The sequence below is a fragment of the Sphingomonas oligophenolica genome, from assembly GCF_006438955.1.
GTDB lineage: Bacteria > Pseudomonadota > Alphaproteobacteria > Sphingomonadales > Sphingomonadaceae > Sphingomonas > Sphingomonas oligophenolica_A.
On the sequence record NZ_RCZK01000004.1, the window covers coordinates 40236 to 58326 of the forward strand.

Consider the following 18091-nt stretch of genomic DNA (forward strand, 5'->3'; position numbering starts at 1 on the left):
GTGGTCCTCAACGATGCGCCCGCCGCCCGGTCGTGCCAATACGCGTGGGCCCCAGCGCGTTTTCGCCATTGTCGCTGTTGTAGTCGCCCGCCAGCAGCCAGCCCGCATTACCGATCTGCAGCGTCGCCGGATGGAAGAAGGCGACGAAAAAGAAGATCGGCAACAAGAGGAGAAGGACGGGCGCAACCAGGTGCGCCAGCGAGCGGCGTTGGCCTGACGCCGCGAACGTGCGGCGGAAGGGGCCGATCGGACTCCGCCCCAGCGCACCGGTGTCGATGGTTGCGGGATGCATCCTGCTTACAGACAGGCTTCGAGATACGCCTGGTCGAACCCGAACTGCTTGGCCTTGTCGAGCGTGTAGGGGCGCAGGCCCATCGAGCGGTATTCGCCGATGATCTTGCCGTCGGCGCTCTCGTCGAGATATTCGAACTTGAAGAGCTGCTGCGTCACGATCACCGGGCCTTCCATCCCGATCACCTCGGTCACGTCGGTGACGCGGCGCGACCCGTCGCGCAGGCGCTTGACCTGGATGATGAGCTCGACCGAATCGGCGATCTGGCGGCTGATGGCTTCCTTGGGCACCTTGATGTCCGACATCATTACCATATTCTCCATGCGGGCCAGCGCCTCGCGCGGGGAGTTGGCGTGGAGCGTGCACATCGAGCCGTCGTGGCCGGTGTTCATCGCCGCGAGCATGTCGAAACATTCCGCGCCACGAATTTCGCCGAGGATGATGCGATCGGGGCGCATCCGCAGCGCGTTCTTGACGAGGTCGCGGATGCTGATCTCGCCCTGACCTTCGAGGTTGGCGGGGCGGGTTTCGAGCGGCAGCCAGTGCGGCTGCTGAAGCCGCAATTCGGCGGCGTCCTCGATCGTCAGCACGCGCTCGCCCGGGTCGATCATCTTCGACAACGCGTTGAGCATCGTGGTCTTGCCCGAGCCCGTACCGCCCGAGATGATGACGTTGAACCGGCTCGCGCCCGCGATTTTCAGCGCGGTCGCCATCTTGGGACTCATCGAACCGCCGCCCGCCATCATGTCGAGCGTGATCGGTTTCGCGGAGAATTTACGAATCGAGATCGCGGTGCCGCGCAACGACAGCGGCGGCACGATCACGTTGACGCGGCTGCCGTCCTTGAGCCGCGCGTCGGCAAGCGGGGTGGTCTGGTCGACGCGGCGGCCGACCGAATTGCAGATCCGCTGCGCGATCTGGAACAGATGCTCTTCGTCGCGGAACTGGATCGGCGCGAGTTCGAGCTTGCCCTTGCGCTCGACATAGGTTTGCTCGGGGCCGTTGACCATGATGTCGGTGATCGCGGGATCGGCGAGCAGTTCCTCGAGTGGCCCCAGGCCGAGCAGTTCGTCAACCAGCACTTTTTCGAGCGCGAATTGTTCGCGGCGGTTGAGCGTCAGCTTCAGTTCGGCGAGCACTTCGCCGATGATCGGGCGGAATTCCTCGGCGAGTTCGTCCTTGCCCAGTGTCGCCGCGGCTTCGGGATCGACGCGTTCGAGCAGGCGCGGCAGCACCTGTTCCTTGATCTTGTGGATCGATTGCTCGAAGCCCTCGACGCGACTGTTGCCTGCCTCGCCACTGGCGTTCTGGCGATCGGACAACCGCTGCATCGCATCGGAGTGGCCGACCATCTCGCTGGTGTAAGCGCCGTCGGCTTCGCCCGGCAGCGGGAGCGAATCGATCGGGGGGAATTGAGATCCGGGCGCGGCATCGGCGTCGGGCCGCTGGCCACCGCTGCCCTGCATCGGTCGCGCGACCCCGAACGCCGGCCGTGCCGGCTGTCCGCCTCCCATTCCGTTCCGACGTCCGAACGCGCTCATGCCAATTCCCTCAAGGTCGCGGTGAAGGGGTAGGCAGGAAGGTTTGACATTTTACTAACCAACTTGGCCGGGGCTGCCGCCTTGACATGCCGGGTCGCCTCGCGTTCGAGAACGGCGATGCGCTGGCTGTTCCCGATCCTCGCCATCCTGGGCTGTGCCAGTCCCGCGGCGGCGGACGATATCGGCGCCGCGGGACGCGGGGTGGTACGCGTCGTCACCATCGCGGTGGTCGACGGGCAGGTCGTCGGGTTCGGCCATGGCAGCGGGGTCGCGGTCGCGCCCAACCGCATCGTCACCAACGCGCACGTCATGGAACTCGCGGATCGCTATCCCGACAATGTCGTGATCGGGGTGGTGCCGTCGGAGGGCGACAAATCCTATCAGGGCAAGGTCGTCGGCTATGATTCCGAGCGCGATCTGGCGCTGATCGAGTTCAAGGGGGTGGCGTTGCCGCGCGCGACCTTCTTTACCGGCAAGGTCGACGACGGCGAGGCGGTGGTCGCGCTGGGCTATCCCGGCAACGTCGACGTCGCGACCGCGCGCTCGGCGGCGGACTATATCCGGCCGCAGACCCCGGTGCGATCGGAGGGCGTATTCTCGGGCCGCCGCACGCTTAGCGGGATCGATGTGTTGCTCCACACCGCGAACATCGCGCGCGGCAATTCGGGCGGCCCGCTGCTCGATCGGTGCGGGCGCGTCATCGGAATCAATTCCGCGATCACCCGCGCCGAGGATGGCGATTCGACCTTCGGCTTCGCGATCGCGGACAGCGAGGTCGAGGATTTCCTGCGCGAGGCGAAACAGCCGTTCGCGAGCGTGGCGGTGCCCTGTACCTCAATCGAGGATCGGTTGCGCCAGGACAGCGAAGCCGACGCGCGCGCCGCCGCCGATGCCGCGACCGCGACCCGCGACGCCGCGGCGCGCGCGGCGTTGGCGCATGAGGCCATGCTGGCCACCGCGCGCACCGACGCCGAGCGCGCGCGCGAAAATGTGATGGGGATCGCCGGGCTGCTGCTCGTCCTCGGCGCGCTCGGCGTCGGCGCGGCGGGGCTGCTCGAAACGCAGGGCGACCGCCGCCGCGCGCGATGGGCGGTTGGGGGTGGGGCGGGGCTGATGATCGTCGCGGTGCTGACCTTCGTCCTGCGACCGTCGGACGCGGTCGACCGGCCACTGGCGTCGTCTAGCATCGTCGCGGCGGCGGCCTTGCCTCCGACCGCGCCGCTGGTCTGTTCGTTGATTCCCGAGCGCAGCCGCGTCACCGTGTCGTCCGCCGCCGACGTGCGGTTGCAATGGCACGCCGATGGCTGCGTCAACGGTCGCACCCAATATCTCGATCATGGCGCGCGGTGGGAGCGGACGCTGGTGCCCGACGACGAACCGACGGTGTCGACGCTGGCGTTCGATCCGGCACGACAGATCTACAGCGACACGCGCTACCTGCTGTCGTCGGCGCAGATGGACGCGATGCGCAAGTTGCGCGGGCAGGGGGGTGCCAAGACCTGCACCGCCACCCCGACCGCCGCCGACCGGCTGGCGCAACAGGAGGACGCGATCCGCGCCGCGTTGCCGCCACTCCCCAACGAAAAGCTGGTCTATTCCTGCGCGCCGGCGTCCGCGCCAGCCCACTGATCTTCGCGCGCCAGCAACGCGCGCTTGCGGTCCAATCCATAGGCATAGCCGCCGAGCGATCCGTCGGTGCGCTGCGCGCGGTGGCACGGCACGACCACCGCGAGGGGGTTGGCGCCGCACGCGGTCCCCGCCGCACGCACCGCGGCGGGGCGCCCCGCGATCGCGGCAAGTTCGCTGTACGTCCGGGTTTCGCCCGCCGGAATCGTCCTGAGCGCCTGCCACACCGCCTCCTGGAACGCGGTGCCGCGGACGTCGATCGGCAGATCATGGTCGCGTTCGGGTGATTCGACCGCGGCGACGACGCGCGCGGCGAGGTCGGCCAGCGCGTTCCGGCCGGGTACGATCTCCGCGTGGGGGAAGCGCGCGGCGAGCGCGGCGGCATCCTCGTCGAACGATACCCGGCACAGCCCCTTGTCGGTTGCCGCGATGAACAGCGGCCCCAGGCTGGTCGCGGTGATCGTCCAGCGAATCGTCACCCCCGCGCCGCCGCGTGCCCAGGCGCTCGGCGTCATCCCGAGCCGTTTCGCGCCGCCGTCATAGAATCGGCTGGGGGCGGAATAGCCCGCTTCGTAGATCGCCTCGGTCACGCTGGCCTCCGTGTGCAGCGCCGTCGCGGCGCGGGTCGATCGCAGCCCGCGCGCATAGGCGGCGGGGGTCACCCCGGTCGCGCGCTTGAACAGGCGGTGGAAATGGTGCGGGGCATAGCCGACTTGCGCGGCGAGCGCGTCGAGCCCGACCGGTGGCGCCGCCGATTCGATTAGCGCCACCGCGGCGGCCACCGCGACCCGGTCGCGTCCGATCTCGTCGGGCTTGCAGCGCAGGCACGCGCGAAACCCGGCGGCGCGCGCCGCGGCGGGGGTGGGATAGAAAGCGACATTCGCGCGCAACGGGTGCCGCGCGGGGCAGCTCGGCTTGCAATAGATGCCGGTGGTCTTCACCGCGCCGACGAACTGCCCGTCATACGACCGGTCGCGGCGTTCGAATGCGGACCACGCGACGGCGGAATCGATGCCGGTGGCGGCGATAGGGTCGATGTCGTCCATGAAGGAGGATATAGCCGTCCGGCTTGGCGCGCACATCCCGCGGCTTGCGACCAAAGTGCGCGCGCTTGGTCGGGTTGCATCACGCGGCACCCGATGCTAACCGCCCGCCAACCCGTCGGACGCGCAGGTCGCTGCGCACCCGTTCGCATGGGGAAAGGGGAACCCGGGGGCGTAGCTTTCAGGGGACCCGGGATAACCCGTTGATGACGAGGAATTCGGTTCCGTGGAGATATCCGGCGGTCTAGCTGGCGGCGCGATACAGGCGAGCTTGAGCGGGCGTTATGCGCTCGCGCTGTTCGAACTGGCGCACGACGCCAAGGGTATCGATACCGTCGAGAAGAGTCTGACGACGGTCCGCGATGCGCTGGCCGAATCGGACGATTTCAGGACGTTGACGACCAGCCCGCTGGTATCGCGCAGTGACGCCGCCAAGGCGATGGCGGCGACCGCGTCCGCGCTTGGGGTCGACGATACCACACGCAATTTTCTCGGCGTGCTCGCCGAAAACCGCCGTCTCGGGCAGCTGCCGCAGATCATGCGCGCGTTCCGCCAGCTCGTCGCACGACATCGCGGCGAAGTCGCGGCGGAGGTCACGTCGGCGCACCCGCTCGACGATGGCCAGGTCGATCAGCTCAAGCAGCAGCTGCGCGCCCGCGTCGGCAGCGACGTGTCGGTCGATCTCAGCGTCGACCCTGCTATCCTTGGCGGACTCGTCGTCCGCATCGGTTCACACATGATCGATTCGTCGATCCGTACCCGTTTGAATGCGCTGGCCAGCGCGATGAAAGGCTAAATCATGGATATCCGCGCCGCAGAAATTTCGAAGGTCATCAAGGACCAGATTGCCAATTTCGGTTCCGAGGCCGAAGTCTCCGAAACCGGCCAGGTGCTATCGGTCGGCGACGGCATCGCCCGCATCTATGGCCTCGACAATGTCCAGGCCGGCGAGATGGTCGAATTCTCGAACGGCGTGCAGGGCATGGCGCTGAACCTTGAGGCCGATAACGTCGGCGTTGTGATCTTCGGGTCGGATTCGGAGATCAAGGAAGGCGACGTCGTCAAGCGGACCGGCAAGATCGTCGACGTGCCGATCGGCAAGGAACTGCTCGGGCGCGTTGTCGACGGCCTTGGCAACCCGATCGACGGCAAGGGGCCGATTCTGACGACCGAACGCAGCCGCGTCGAGGTCAAGGCACCCGGCATCATCCCGCGCCAGTCGGTCAGCGAGCCGATGCAGTCGGGCCTGAAGGCGATCGACGCGCTCGTGCCGGTTGGACGTGGCCAGCGCGAACTGATCATCGGCGATCGCCAGACCGGCAAGTCGGCGGTGGCGATCGATACGTTCATCAACCAGAAGAACGCCAATGCGGGCGACGACGAGAGCAAGAAGCTCTATTGCATCTATGTCGCGATCGGCCAGAAGCGCAGCACCGTGGCGCAGATCGTCAAGACGCTCGAAGAGAACGGCGCGATGGAATATTCCATCGTCGTCGCGGCAACCGCGTCGGAGCCCGCGCCGCTCCAGTATCTCGCGCCTTATACCGGCGTCGCGATGGGCGAATATTTCCGGGATCGCGGGATGCACGCCCTGATCGTCTATGACGATCTGTCCAAGCAGGCGGTCGCGTATCGCCAGATGTCGCTGTTGCTGCGCCGTCCGCCGGGCCGCGAGGCGTATCCCGGCGACGTGTTCTATCTCCACAGCCGCCTGCTCGAACGCGCGGCGAAGATGTCGGACGCCAACGGGGGCGGATCGCTTACCGCGCTGCCGATCATCGAGACCCAGGCGGGCGACGTCTCGGCGTACATCCCGACCAACGTGATCTCGATCACCGACGGCCAGATCTTCCTCGAGACCGACCTGTTCTTCGCGGGCATCCGGCCTGCGATCAACGTCGGTCTGTCGGTGAGCCGCGTCGGTTCCGCCGCGCAGACCAAGGCGATGAAGAAGGTGTCGGGCAGCATCAAGCTCGAGCTGGCGCAGTATCGCGAGATGGCGGCGTTCGCGCAGTTCGGGTCGGACCTCGATGCCTCGACGCAGAAGCTGCTCAACCGCGGCGCGCGGCTGACCGAACTGCTCAAGCAGTCGCAGTTCAGCCCCATGCCGTTCGAGGAGCAGACCGTGTCGATCTTCGCGGGCACCAACGGCTATCTCGACACCGTCGATGTCGGCGACGTGACCCGCTACGAAGCCGCGATGCTGGCGGACATGCGCGCCAACCACGCCGACGTGCTGACGATGATCCGCGACACCCGCGACCTGGGCGATGAGGCCAAGGGCAAGCTCAAGGACGCGCTCGCCGCGTTCGCGAAGACGTTTGCTTAAAAGCTAGCATGTGCTCCCGCGAAGGCGGGAGCCCAGACTGGGTCTCCGCCTTCGCGGGGACACAAGAAAGAAGACGATGGCATCACTCAAGGCCCTCAAGATCCGCATCGGCTCGGTGAAGTCGACGCAGAAGATCACCAAGGCGATGAAGATGGTCGCCGCCGCGAAACTGCGCCGCGCGCAGGAGGCGGCGGTCGCCGGGCGTCCTTACGCCGAGCGGCTGGAAGCGGTGATGGCCAGGCTTGCCAGCAAGGTGACGGTGAGCGAATCCTCGCCGAAGCTGCTCGCGGGCACCGGCAAGGACGACGTCCACATGATCGTCGTCGCGACCTCGGAACGCGGGCTCGCGGGCGCGTTCAACACCAACATCGTCCGCGCCGCCCGCAAAAAGGCCGAGGAGCTCGAACGCAACGGCAAGACCGTGAAATTCTACCTCGCGGGCAAGAAGGGGCGCGTGCTCAAGCGTTTCTACCCGACCCAGGTCGCTGCCGATTATGAACTCGGCGGAATCAAGAAGGTGGCGTTCAGCGACGCGCAGGGCCTTGCCGAGGACCTGATCGCGCGGTTCGAGGCGGGCGAATTCGACATCGCGCATCTGTTCTACGCGAAATTTCAGTCGGCGCTGGTCCAGATCCCGACCGGGATGCAGATTATCCCCGTCGCGTTGCCGGAGGGTGCCGCGACCGCGAGCACCGGCATGGCCGCGGTCGAGTATGAGCCCGACGAGGAAGCGATCCTCGCCGACCTGCTGCCGCGCAATATCGCGATTCAGATCTTCCGCGCAATGCTGGAGAATGCGGCGTCCGAACAGGGCAGCCGGATGAACGCGATGGACAATGCGACGCGCAACGCGGGCGACATGATCAACCGCCTCTCGATCCAGTACAACCGCACCCGCCAGGCCGCGATCACGACCGAGCTGGTGGAAATCATCTCGGGCGCCGAAGCGCTCTAAGAATTCGAAGCAAGGAAGCGAACATGGCCACCGCCGCAGATACCCTCGCCCCGAAGGCGACCAGCAACAACGTCGGCACGATCTCGCAGGTCATCGGTGCGGTCGTCGACGTGCATTTTCCCGACAATTTGCCCGCGATCCTGTCGGCGCTCGAGACCGACAACAACGGCAACCGCCTCGTCCTCGAGGTCGCGCAGCACCTCGGCGAGAACACCGTGCGCACGATTGCGATGGACGCGACCGAGGGGCTGACCCGCGGCCAGAACGTCACCGATACGGGCAGCCAGATCCGGGTGCCGGTCGGCCCCAAGACGCTGGGGCGCATCCTCAACGTCATCGGCGAGCCGATCGACGAACGCGGCCCGGTCAATGCCGAGCTGACGCTGCCAATCCACGCCGACGCGCCGCTGTTCGTCGACCAGTCGACCGAGAGCAGCATCCTCGTGACGGGCATCAAGGTGATCGATCTGCTCGCCCCCTATGCCAAGGGCGGCAAGATCGGCCTGTTCGGCGGCGCGGGCGTCGGCAAGACCGTGCTGATCCAGGAGCTGATCAACAACATCGCCAAGGGCCACGGCGGCACCAGCGTGTTCGCGGGCGTCGGCGAGCGGACCCGTGAGGGCAACGATCTGTACCACGAGTTCCTCGATGCGGGCGTCATCGCCAAGGATGCCGACGGCAACCCCCAGTCGGAAGGATCGAAGGTCGCCCTCGTGTTCGGCCAGATGAACGAGCCCCCCGGCGCGCGCGCGCGCGTTGCGCTGTCGGGCCTGACGATCGCGGAATATTTTCGCGACGTCGAAGGGCAGGACGTGCTGTTCTTCGTCGACAACATCTTCCGTTTCACCCAGGCTGGCGCGGAAGTGTCGGCACTGCTCGGCCGGATCCCGTCGGCGGTGGGCTATCAGCCGACGCTGTCGACCGACATGGGTGCGCTGCAGGAACGCATCACCTCGACCCACAAGGGCTCGATCACCTCGGTCCAGGCGGTGTATGTGCCCGCGGACGATCTTACCGATCCGGCACCGGCCACCTCGTTCGCCCACTTGGACGCGACGACCGTGCTCAACCGCGCCATTTCGGAACTCGGCATCTATCCCGCGGTCGATCCGCTCGATTCGACGAGCCGCGTGCTCGAGCCGCGCGTCGTCGGCCAGGAACATTACGATACCGCGCGCGCGGTCCAGTCGCTGCTCCAGCGCTATAAGAGCCTGCAGGACATCATCGCGATCCTGGGCATGGACGAGCTGTCCGAAGAGGATAAGCTGACCGTGACGCGGGCGCGGAAAATCCAGAAGTTCCTGAGCCAGCCGTTCCACGTCGCCGAGGTCTTTACGGGCATCAGCGGCAAGTTCGTGAGCATCGAAGACACCGTGAAATCGTTCAAGGCGGTGGTCGACGGCGAATACGACCATCTGCCCGAAAGCGCCTTCTACATGGTCGGCGGGATCGACGAGGCCATCGCCAAGGCCGAGAAGATGGCGCAGGAAGCGTAACTTAGTAACTGCCCCTCGCTGTTAAGGGAGGGGGGAGATTTCTCATGCTGCATTTCGAACTCGTCACGCCCGAAAAGCTGGTCCGCTCGGAGGACGTGTACATGGTTACGGTGCCGGGCACCGAGGGCGATTTCGGCGTGCTGGAGCATCACGCGCCGGTGATGTCGACGATCCGCGACGGCGCGCTGTCGATCTATCGCACCGAAAAGGGCGAACCCGAACTGCTCGCGATCCGCGGCGGCTTTGCCGAGGTCAACGACAAGGGGCTCACCATCCTGGCCGAACACGTGGGGTAGGAGGCCGCGGCCCGTTACGCGTTTGGCGAAGCGGGAATGTGCCGCCTTGCGGCGGAGCGTGGCCATAGGGGGCGAGGGCCCTTGCGAATGCTTGCAAGTAGAGGCTTCTCGATCACCATATGGACAGCCAACCCGATGCCGCTCGATATGACGATGATCGACAGAACATAGCCGACTGCGCCGATTGCGGGTAATGCCGCAGCGATGGCCGCCAGCATGATGAGCAGGCTAGGATGGATGAGATACGTCGCATAGGATGCGTCACCCAGTTTGGCGATCACCCGGGCGATCCGGCTTTCTGATCGGGTGTCGATGATTCCCGCGACGACCATCGCCCAGGGCAATCCCCAACTCCACGTGCGCGCAAGACCTGCTGTACCATCGACGGCGGCCGTGAAAAAAGCGTTCACGGACAGCCCGAGGCTCATTGCAATACCGATCGCCAGCAGCGCGATTCCCATGACGAGAAACGGGGCGGCCAGCTTTCGAGTCCAGCCGCTGCGCCACATCATCCAGACCAGGACGCCCAGTGCGAATTCGAGCTGGAGCGGGTTGATCAGGATTTTAAGCGGCACCCAATCGGGGTGAAATTGAGTGCCCGCTACCCCTGCCGTCAGGGTCAATAGCAGTATCGTGCCCGCACTCCGACCGAATCGGATCGTGATCGCTACAAGCGCGTAAAAAGAGAATTCGAACGCCAGCGTCCAGCCGACGATCAGCGCAGGCGCGTGATAATGGGTACCGTCGAACACGGGCACGATCGTCAGCGCCGTTAACAGGCTCCGGGTGGTGAAGGGCTCGTCTGCCACGACCAAGAAAATCATCGTCATCAACACGAAAAATGGCCCGATCCGCCGCCAGCGTGACGCTAGGAACTGCCACGATCCACCATCACCTCCCGACACCGTGTGCGCCATCACGAATCCGCTGATCACGAAGAACAGGTCAACGCCACTTGCACCGAACGTGACGAGATTGGGCACGGAAGGGACGAAGTCAGCCCTGATCGGAAGCGGCGTCCGCGCGATCCACTCCCCGCCGTGCATCATCAGCACTAGCGTTGCTGCGATCGCGCGCAGCCACTGGATCGGCGCTATCCTGGCGGGTCCCATTTCCGCGCAATAGACGCTCGCGGTTAAGGCGCGGTAAGTTAGGCGGAAGCTATAAAGATCGACGTCGACCGTCACCCTGCCTTGGCGGGCGATTCGACCGCGCCGCACCAGTCGCGGACTACATCCTGGACATCGAGTGCGCGGCGGGCGTGGACCAGCAGGCGGTGGCGATGGCGACCGCGGAGCATCGATACGACGCAGGGGCGCCATGCCGTCGATGCGCGGGGCCGACCGACCGACCGTGACCGCGATCTCGTGCGCGCCGTACTGGGCCTTATTGCTCCTCGTCCTTCGGGGCCGGGGTCGCATCGAAAACGCTGATCGCGGCGTCGGCGCCCTGGTCGTTCAGTGCGGTCAGGACCTTCTTGGCATAGGTCGCCTTCGCGCGCTCCTCGATGTTGTACGCAACCGGCGTGATCGCGGTCCGCGCCTCGGCAAGCTTGCCCTGCGCCAGATACACACGCGTCGCCTTCAGCCGCACATCGCCGTCATAGGGCGCCAGCGCGTAAGCGTAGAGCAACGCGGCCTGCGCGTTGGCGGTCGGCTTTTCGTTGGCCTGCCCAAAGCTGTCGTAATAGGCGATCAACGGTTGCGGCATTTCGGTCGCGACCTTGTTGGCGCGCAAATACCATTGGCGTGCCGCAGCCCAGCGGGTGGGGTCGGTGATCTTGTCCTTCACCAGCGCCGCAGTATCCGCCATCCCGCGATAATCGAGCGCGTGGACCGAACGCGGATCGGCGGCCAACGCCCGGTCGGCGGCCGCTGCGGCCCGGGAATAGCATGCAGCCTTTGCGGCGGCGTCGATTTCGCACGCGTCGAACTCGGCTTCGGCAAGCTCGTTCTGCGCGAAGGCGTCGTCAGGATAGGGCGCGGCGAGCCGCCGGGCGAGCGCGGCGACATCGCCCGCATTCTTCTTGCTCACGCCGGCGTTCGACGCGATCATCGCGGGCATCGTCGTGCTTTCGGCGGGTGTCAGCTTCGTTACCTCGATCGACCCGATCGACAATGTGTCGAGGTCGATTGCAGACGACGGCAGCCGCGGTCGCCGAACATATTGGTCGATCTTGAGGTCCATGTTGGCGCCGTTGCCGATTAACGCGGCCGGATCTTCCGCCTTGCCGCCGTTTAGCGCGCCGATATAGCCGGCGAGCCGCTTCCGGCCGTCGGGATCGAACGTCAGGTAATGCGTCAAGGCCCAGCCGTGGCGGTAGAGCGCATCGCGTTCGACGTCGCTAAGCTTCCCCGGATCGAACCGCAGCAAGCGACTCATCGGCAGCGCGTTCATCTGCCCGATGGTATATTTGCGATACGCCGGGACGGCGCCGAAGATGATCTGGTTACCGCGGAACAAGGCTGTCGCGTGCAATTCGGCGAAGCCCTCGACGAACCAGGGTGGCAGCGCCGCATCGGTCCAGTTCGTCAGCATCCAGTGATGCGTGTATTCGTGGAACAGGATCGCGCGTGCGCCGAGGTCTCCACTGCCGTTGCGGGGCGTGAAGGCGACGGATTGACCCGCGACCGGGCGGTAGAATCCTGCGACGCCGTCATGTCCCGCCAGCTTGGCAACATCGTTGGTCGTGTCGACGACGAAGACCGTCACGCGCGCGGACGCGCCGCGTTTGTCCTGCGGCGCAACATGCCAGGCACGGATCGCCTGGTCGAACTGTTCGAGCCGCATGGTATAGTCTCGGACGTCCTCCAGGCTGTCGTCCGAATAGACGATGAAATGGTTGGACGTTGCCCGGTACCAGTCGGCCTGCGCCGCGGTCGAACCAATGAGTGCACTGACCAGCGCAGCAATGAACTTTAAACGCACGATCCCCAATCCCCCTAAGCTTTAGCGTAGGTTAGACGGCAGCAACAACCGGTTCAAGATAGCTCACAGAAAGTTGTAGGGATCGACGTCCACGGTGACGCGCACCTTGCTTGGCCATTCCACGGCGCGCAGCCAGTCGCGGATCACGTCCTGGACGTCGAGCGCGCGCCGGGCGTGGACGAGCAGGCGGTAGCGGTGGCGGCCGCGGAGCATCGCTAGCGGCGCGGGGGCGGGGCCGTACACCGCCATGCCGTCGATCCGCGGGGCCGAGCGGCCGATCGCGATCGCGATCTCGTGCGCGGCGGGCTGGTCCTCCGACGATACCACGATCGCGGCGTAGCGCCCGAACGGCGGCGCGCCTGCGTCGCGGCGCGCGTCGGTCTCCGCTGTATAAAAGGCATCGGCGTCGCCAGTGATCAGCGCCTGCATCACCTGCGCCTTGGGGCTATGGGTCTGGATGAAGACATGGCCGGGTTTCTCGCCACGGCCCGCGCGCCCCGAAACCTGGCGAATCTGCTGGAAGGTGCGTTCGGCGGCGCGCAAATCGCCGCCTTCGAGGCCGAGGTCCGCATCGACCACTCCCACCAGCGTGAGATTGGGAAAATGATAGCCCTTCGTCACGAGCTGGGTGCCGACGACGATGTCGATGTCGCGCGCCTCCATCCGCGCGACGAACTCGGCGGCCTTGGCGGGGGACCAGATCGTGTCGGACGTGACGATCGCGGTCTTCGCATTGGGGAACAGCGCGGTGACCTCGTCGGCGATGCGCTCGACGCCCGGGCCACAGGCGACGAGCGTGTCCTCGCCCTGGCATTCGGGGCAGACCCGCGGGGTCGGCTCGATATGCCCGCAATGATGGCAGGCGAGGCGGCGCGTCAGGCGATGCTCGACCATCCACGCGGTGCAATTGGGGCATTGGAAGCGGTGGCCGCAAGTGCGGCACAGCGTCAACGGGGCATAGCCGCGGCGGTTGAGGAACAGCAGCGATTGTTCGCCCTTCGCCAGCGTCGTCTCGATCGCGGCGACGAGTTTGGGCGCGAGCCAGCGGCCGCGTTCGGGGGGATGTTCGATCAGGTCGATCGCCTCGATCGTCGGCATCTGCGCACCGCCGAACCGCGCGGGAAGCTGGAGCTCGGCGTAATTGCCGAGCGCGACCTGTTGTCGGGTCTCGATCGCGGGGGTCGCGCTGGCGAGAATTACCGGGCAGCCCTCGAACTTGCCGCGCATCACCGCGACGTCGCGCGCGTGATAATGGACGCCCTCTTCCTGTTTGAAGCTGGTCTCGTGCGCCTCGTCGACGACGATCAGGCCGAGGTTGCGATAGGGCAGGAACAGCGCCGAGCGCGCGCCGACGGTCACCAGCGCCGCGCCACTCGCGAGCGCGCGCCACGCGCGGCGGCGTTGTGACGAGCGGAGGCCGGAATGCCACGGCACCGGATCGCAGCCGAAGCGGTCGTGGAAGCGGCGCAGGAACGGTTCGGTGAGCGCGATTTCGGGGAGGAGCACGAGCGTCTGGCGGCGCGTTCGGATCGCCTCGGCGATCGCCTCGAAATACACCTCGGTCTTGCCCGATCCCGTCACGCCGTCGAGCAGCGTCGGCGCGAAGGCGCGCGCGGCTACTCCGGCAATGAGGGTGGCGGCGGCCGCCTGCTGTTCGGGCGAGAGCGTCGGCGCGCCGAATGCTGGGTCGGGAACCGGATAGGGGCTGTCGATGTCGACCGCGACCGGTTCCAGCGCGCCGATTTTGACGAGGCCGCGGATCACCGCGTCGCTGACCTCGGCGACGCTGGCGAGTTCGCGGATCAGGCCCTGGCGGTCGCCGATCCGTTCGAGTGCCTGCTCGCGCTGCGGGGTGAGGCGCGTCGGCACCTCGCCGGTCGCGCGATATTCGGTGATCGTCCGCGCGCCTTCGAGCGCGGAGGTCGAGGCGAGTGCCATCCGGACCACGGCGGCAGGGGGGGCGAGATAATAGGAGGCGGTCCATTCGACGAGGCGGCGCAGCGCCGCGCCAAGTGGCGGGGCGTCGGCGACGGCGAGCAGATTGCGGAGCCGGTTGTCGCCGACCTCCGCGTCGGACGGCATCCGGTCGGGCTCCCACGCGACGCCGAGCAACTGGCGCGGGCCAAGCGGGGCGATGACGATCGAGCCCGGCTCGACGTGCATGCCCGGTGGCACACGATAATCGAGCGGGCCGAGCGCGGCATTGAGGATGAGGATGCGGGCGCGGGACATGCCGCCTTCATATGGGGGGCGGAGGCGCGCGCGTGAAGCCAGGCGCCGCTGCGCCGCTGCGCCGCTGCGCCGGTCGCCGCGGCGCCATTTGCCGATTGTTACAACCGGGCGGCTGACTGGGTCGGCGAATGCGCCTAGCGTCGCGGCGATGATCCACCCGCTCGCCCGTGACTATGCCGAGTATCTGGCGCGCGACCGACGCCGGTCGGCGCACACCGTGCGCGCCTATCGCGGGACCGCGGCGCGGCTGACGGCGTTTCTGGCCGAGCATTGGGGCGAAGCGATCGATCGCGCCGTGCTGACCCGGATCACTGCGGCGGATTTGCGCGCCTATCTCGCCAAGCGGCGCGGCGAGGGGTTGGGCAATGCCTCGGCGGCGCGCGAATTGTCGGCGGTGCGGGGGTTCCTCGCCTGGGCCAATCCCGAAGAGCCAGGCCCCCGGCTGAAGGGGCCGCGGGTCAAGAAGGGGGTGCCGCGCCCGATCTCCCCCGACGAGGCGGTGGCGCTGGCCGAGGAGGTGGCGGAGGATGCCGCCGAACCGTGGATCGGCGCGCGTGACTGGGCGGTGCTGCTGCTGCTGTACGGCGCGGGATTGCGGATCGGCGAGGCGCTGGCGCTGACCGGCGCGATCCTGCCGCTGGGGGAGACGCTCAGAGTAACCGGCAAGCGCGACAAGACCCGGATCGTCCCGCTGCTGCCGCAGGTGCGCGCGGCGATCGAGCTATATGCGGCGCAGAACCCGTGGCCGATCGCGCGGGACGACGCGTTGTTTCGCGGTGCGAAGGGCGGGACCTTATCGCCGGGCGTGGTGCGAAAGTCGGTGCGGACGGCGCGTGCGCATTTGGGTCTCGGCACGCGGACCACCCCGCATGCTTTGCGCCACAGCTTTGCGACCCATCTGCTGGGCCGGGGCGCCGACCTGCGCGCACTACAGGAGCTGCTCGGGCACGCGAGCCTGAGTTCGACGCAAATCTACACCGCAGTCGATGCGGCGCACCTGATGGACGTGTACCGGAATGCACACCCGCGGGCTTAGGCGCGCGCCGCGACCCGCGTTTCGATCGCGTCCCAGATCATGCCCGCGACGTCGGTGCCATCAAAATTTTCGATCGCGACGATCCCGGTCGGGGAAGTGACGTTGATCTCGGTCAGCCATTCGCCGCCGATCACGTCGATGCCGACGAAGATCAGCCCGCGCCTCTTGAGTTCCGGCCCCATCGCGGCGCAGATTTCACGTTCGCGGGGCGTCAGCTCGGTCTTTTCCGCCGACCCGCCGACCGCGAGGTTGCTGCGGATTTCGCCCGCGCCGGGGAGACGGTTGATCGCGCCCGCGATCTCGCCGTCGACGAGGACGATGCGCTTGTCGCCGTTGGCGACCGAGGGGAGGAAGGCCTGGACCATGTGGGGTTCGCGCCAGGTCATGTTGAAGACCTCGATCAGCGCCGACAGATTGGCGCCGTCGCGCTCCACCTTGAAGATCGCCTTGCCACCGTTGCCGTGGAGCGGCTTGATCACGATCGCGCCATGTTCGGCGAGGAAGGCGCGCGCTTCGTCGAGGCTGCGGGTGATCAGCGTCGGCGGCATGAACAGCGCGTAATCGAGGACGAAAACCTTTTCGGGGGCGTTGCGGACGCTGGCGGGGTCGTTGACGACCAGCGTCTGGTCCGCGATCCGCTCGAGCAGGTGGGTCGCGGTGATGTAGCCGAGGTCGAACGGGGGATCCTGGCGCATCAACACGACGTCGGCGTCGGTGCCGAGATCGAGATTCACTGCTTCGCCAATGGTGAAATGATCGCCCGCAACGTGCTGGACGGTGACCGGATGCGCGCGCGCCCAGACCCGGCCGTCACGGTAGTTGAGGTCTTCGGCGGCGTAATGGAACAGCCGGTGTCCGCGCGCCTGCGCCGAGAGCATCAGCGCGAAGCTCGAATCGCCGACAATGTTGATGTCTGCGAGCGGGTCCATCTGGACGGCGACGGTGAGGCTCATCGATCGTTCCCATTTCCGTTCGGGCTGGGCTTGTCGAAGCCCGCCGTGTGGGTCGCGCCCTTCGACAAGCTCAGGGCGAACGGGGGCAGGTAGGCGCGGTATCGTCCGTTGTCACGATATGCCGACGCCGCCGTCACCCGATCCGCGATCCGATCCACGCATTCTCGATATGCCGCGGGCGGGTGCCCGGTGCGATCAGGATGACGTCGACGCGGATGTCGTCGCCCGCCCCGGCGTAGCGCGGCATCAGCACTTCGGCGGCGGCGGCGACGCGCGCGAGGCGGCGTTCGTCGATCGCGACATCGAGCTCGGCGGCGGTCGCGCGGGTCTTGACCTCGATGAAGGCGACGAGGTTGCCCTTGCGCGCGACGATGTCGACCTCGCCCGCCGCGGTGCGGACGCGGCGATCGAGGATCCGCCAGCCCTTGAGGCGGAGCCACCAACCCGCGAGGCGCTCGCCGCGGCGCCCCGAGGCTTCGGCGGCGCGGCGTTGCTGGAGGTTTCGCGGAGTCATGCCTTCAGCGCGAGCGCTCGCGCGTAGAGCGTCTTGCGGTCGAGCCCGAGCGCCTTGGCGACCTCGCTGGCCGCTTGCCCGGTCGAAAGGCGGGTGAGCGCCTCTGCCAGCGCGGCGTCGGCGTCGGCGTCGCTGGCGGGGGGTGCGTCGCCGGGGGGGGCGACGACGATGACGATCTCGCCCTTGGGCGGCGCGTCGGCATAGCGTGCGGCGAGCGTTGGGAGCGTGCCGGTGACCGCCTCTTCGAATTTCTTGGTGATCTCGCGGGTCACCGCGGCGTCGCGATTCCCGAGTTCGGCAGCGAGCGTCGCGAGGCACGCGGCGAGACGTGGACCCGATTCGTAGAATACCAGCGTGGCACGCAAGGCTGCGATCTCGCGAATCGCGTCGGCGCGCGCCTTTTCCTTGGGCGGCAGAAAGCCCGCGAACAGAAAGCGGTCGGTCGGCAGCCCCGCGAGCGTCAGCGCGGCGACCGCGGCGCAGGGGCCGGGGATCGTCACGACCAGATGCCCCGCGGCGCGCGCGTCGCGGACCAGCTTGAAGCCGGGATCGGAAATCAGCGGGGTACCCGCGTCGGAGACCAGCGCCACCGCCTCGGTCGCCATCCGCGCGATCAAGCCGGGGCGGACCCCCTCGGCATTGTGGTCGTGATACGGCGTCATGTGGCGCTTGACCCCGATATGGCGGAGCAGCCCCGCGGTGACGCGGCTGTCCTCGACCGCGATCACGTCGGCGCGCGCGAGAATGTCGGCGGCGCGCGGCGACAGATCGCCGAGATTGCCGATCGGGGTCGCGACGATGTAGAGGCCGGGGTGAAGAGGGTTTACGAGCGTGTTCACAAGGGGCGTAC

The 18091-nt window shown here is 66.9% G+C and carries 16 protein-coding genes; 7 read left to right on the forward strand and 9 right to left on the reverse strand.

Annotated features, from left to right (window positions below):
• Positions 1-7: 7 nt before the first annotated feature.
• The gene (locus tag EAH84_RS06245; RefSeq protein WP_140869406.1) at positions 8-292 is read right to left on the reverse strand and encodes a hypothetical protein; all 285 of its coding nucleotides are present in this window, start codon (positions 290-292) and stop codon (positions 8-10) included.
• A 5-nt stretch (positions 293-297) separates the two neighbouring features.
• A complete protein-coding gene (locus tag EAH84_RS06250) occupies positions 298-1833 on the reverse strand; it encodes a CpaF family protein (RefSeq protein WP_140869409.1) in 1536 nt (511 codons plus the stop codon).
• A 117-nt stretch (positions 1834-1950) separates the two neighbouring features.
• Here EAH84_RS06250 and EAH84_RS06255 point away from each other — a divergent pair, with 117 nt between their 5' ends.
• A complete protein-coding gene (locus EAH84_RS06255) occupies positions 1951-3462 on the forward strand; it encodes a S1C family serine protease (protein ID WP_140869411.1) in 1512 nt (503 codons plus the stop codon).
• Here EAH84_RS06255 and ada read toward each other — a convergent pair.
• The gene (gene ada / locus EAH84_RS06260; protein WP_140869414.1) at positions 3426-4505 is read right to left on the reverse strand and encodes a bifunctional DNA-binding transcriptional regulator/O6-methylguanine-DNA methyltransferase Ada; all 1080 of its coding nucleotides are present in this window, start codon (positions 4503-4505) and stop codon (positions 3426-3428) included. The two genes, EAH84_RS06255 and ada, sit on opposite strands and share 37 nt — an antisense overlap.
• 223 nt (positions 4506-4728) lie before the next feature.
• Here ada and EAH84_RS06265 point away from each other — a divergent pair, with 223 nt between their 5' ends.
• The 5 genes from EAH84_RS06265 (at position 4729) to EAH84_RS06285 (ending at position 9578) form a co-directional block, all read left to right on the forward strand.
• Complete coding sequence (locus EAH84_RS06265) at positions 4729-5298, forward strand: F0F1 ATP synthase subunit delta (protein WP_425326443.1); 570 nt, start codon at positions 4729-4731, stop codon at positions 5296-5298.
• 3 nt (positions 5299-5301) lie between these two features.
• Positions 5302-6831 carry a F0F1 ATP synthase subunit alpha gene (gene atpA, locus EAH84_RS06270; protein WP_140869417.1) on the forward strand — a complete coding sequence of 510 codons (1530 nt, stop codon included), beginning with the start codon at positions 5302-5304 and terminating at the stop codon, positions 6829-6831.
• A gap of 76 nt (positions 6832-6907) precedes the next feature.
• Positions 6908-7786, forward strand: coding sequence for a F0F1 ATP synthase subunit gamma (locus tag EAH84_RS06275; protein ID WP_140869420.1), 879 nt, complete (start codon positions 6908-6910; stop codon positions 7784-7786).
• A 23-nt stretch (positions 7787-7809) separates the two neighbouring features.
• On the forward strand, positions 7810-9282 hold the full coding sequence (atpD, locus tag EAH84_RS06280) for a F0F1 ATP synthase subunit beta (RefSeq protein WP_140869423.1): 1473 nt from the start codon (positions 7810-7812) through the stop codon (positions 9280-9282).
• Between the two features lie 44 nt (positions 9283-9326).
• Positions 9327-9578 carry an ATP synthase F1 subunit epsilon gene (locus EAH84_RS06285; RefSeq protein ID WP_140869426.1) on the forward strand — a complete coding sequence of 84 codons (252 nt, stop codon included), beginning with the start codon at positions 9327-9329 and terminating at the stop codon, positions 9576-9578.
• Positions 9579-9592: 14 nt separating this feature from the next.
• On the opposite strand, the gene EAH84_RS16070 is transcribed toward EAH84_RS06285, so the two are convergent.
• The 3 genes from EAH84_RS16070 to EAH84_RS06300 form a co-directional block, all read right to left on the reverse strand.
• Positions 9593-10765 (reverse strand): acyltransferase family protein, encoded by a 1173-nt coding sequence (locus EAH84_RS16070; protein ID WP_140869430.1) that lies wholly within the window; start codon positions 10763-10765, stop codon positions 9593-9595.
• A 199-nt stretch (positions 10766-10964) separates the two neighbouring features.
• Positions 10965-12506, reverse strand: coding sequence for a hypothetical protein (locus EAH84_RS06295; protein WP_140869433.1), 1542 nt, complete (start codon positions 12504-12506; stop codon positions 10965-10967).
• A gap of 63 nt (positions 12507-12569) precedes the next feature.
• Entirely contained in the window at positions 12570-14738 is a 2169-nt protein-coding gene (locus tag EAH84_RS06300; protein ID WP_140869436.1) for a primosomal protein N', read from the reverse strand.
• A gap of 148 nt (positions 14739-14886) precedes the next feature.
• Between EAH84_RS06300 and EAH84_RS06305 the strand changes: the two genes are divergently transcribed.
• Positions 14887-15774 (forward strand): tyrosine recombinase XerC, encoded by an 888-nt coding sequence (locus EAH84_RS06305; RefSeq protein WP_140869439.1) that lies wholly within the window; start codon positions 14887-14889, stop codon positions 15772-15774.
• Here EAH84_RS06305 and gshB read toward each other — a convergent pair.
• The 3 genes from gshB to rsmI form a co-directional block, all read right to left on the reverse strand.
• Positions 15771-16727: a glutathione synthase gene (gshB, locus tag EAH84_RS06310; protein ID WP_140869442.1), complete on the reverse strand. Its 957-nt coding sequence runs from the start codon at positions 16725-16727 to the stop codon at positions 15771-15773. The two genes, EAH84_RS06305 and gshB, sit on opposite strands and share 4 nt — an antisense overlap.
• 133 nt (positions 16728-16860) lie before the next feature.
• Positions 16861-17241, reverse strand: a complete 381-nt coding sequence (locus EAH84_RS06315) for a YraN family protein (RefSeq protein WP_140869445.1) — start codon at positions 17239-17241, stop codon at positions 16861-16863.
• Positions 17238-18080, reverse strand: coding sequence for a 16S rRNA (cytidine(1402)-2'-O)-methyltransferase (rsmI, locus tag EAH84_RS06320; RefSeq protein ID WP_140869448.1), 843 nt, complete (start codon positions 18078-18080; stop codon positions 17238-17240). Before rsmI ends, EAH84_RS06315 begins: the two co-directional genes overlap by 4 nt.
• Positions 18081-18091 lie beyond the last annotated feature (11 nt).

Coding starts and splice junctions, on each gene's coding strand:
- EAH84_RS06285 (WP_140869426.1), top strand. CDS start 9,327: ATGCTGCATTTCGAACTCGTCACGCCCGAAAAGCTGGTCCGCTCGGAG.
- EAH84_RS06245 (WP_140869406.1), bottom strand. CDS start 292: ATGCATCCCGCAACCATCGACACCGGTGCGCTGGGGCGGAGTCCGATC.
- EAH84_RS06300 (WP_140869436.1), bottom strand. CDS start 14,738: ATGTCCCGCGCCCGCATCCTCATCCTCAATGCCGCGCTCGGCCCGCTC.
- EAH84_RS06305 (WP_140869439.1), top strand. CDS start 14,887: ATGATCCACCCGCTCGCCCGTGACTATGCCGAGTATCTGGCGCGCGAC.
- EAH84_RS06275 (WP_140869420.1), top strand. CDS start 6,908: ATGGCATCACTCAAGGCCCTCAAGATCCGCATCGGCTCGGTGAAGTCG.
- ada (WP_140869414.1), bottom strand. CDS start 4,505: ATGGACGACATCGACCCTATCGCCGCCACCGGCATCGATTCCGCCGTC.
- EAH84_RS06315 (WP_140869445.1), bottom strand. CDS start 17,241: ATGACTCCGCGAAACCTCCAGCAACGCCGCGCCGCCGAAGCCTCGGGG.
- gshB (WP_140869442.1), bottom strand. CDS start 16,727: ATGAGCCTCACCGTCGCCGTCCAGATGGACCCGCTCGCAGACATCAAC.
- atpD (WP_140869423.1), top strand. CDS start 7,810: ATGGCCACCGCCGCAGATACCCTCGCCCCGAAGGCGACCAGCAACAAC.
- EAH84_RS06255 (WP_140869411.1), top strand. CDS start 1,951: ATGCGCTGGCTGTTCCCGATCCTCGCCATCCTGGGCTGTGCCAGTCCC.
- atpA (WP_140869417.1), top strand. CDS start 5,302: ATGGATATCCGCGCCGCAGAAATTTCGAAGGTCATCAAGGACCAGATT.
- EAH84_RS06250 (WP_140869409.1), bottom strand. CDS start 1,833: ATGAGCGCGTTCGGACGTCGGAACGGAATGGGAGGCGGACAGCCGGCA.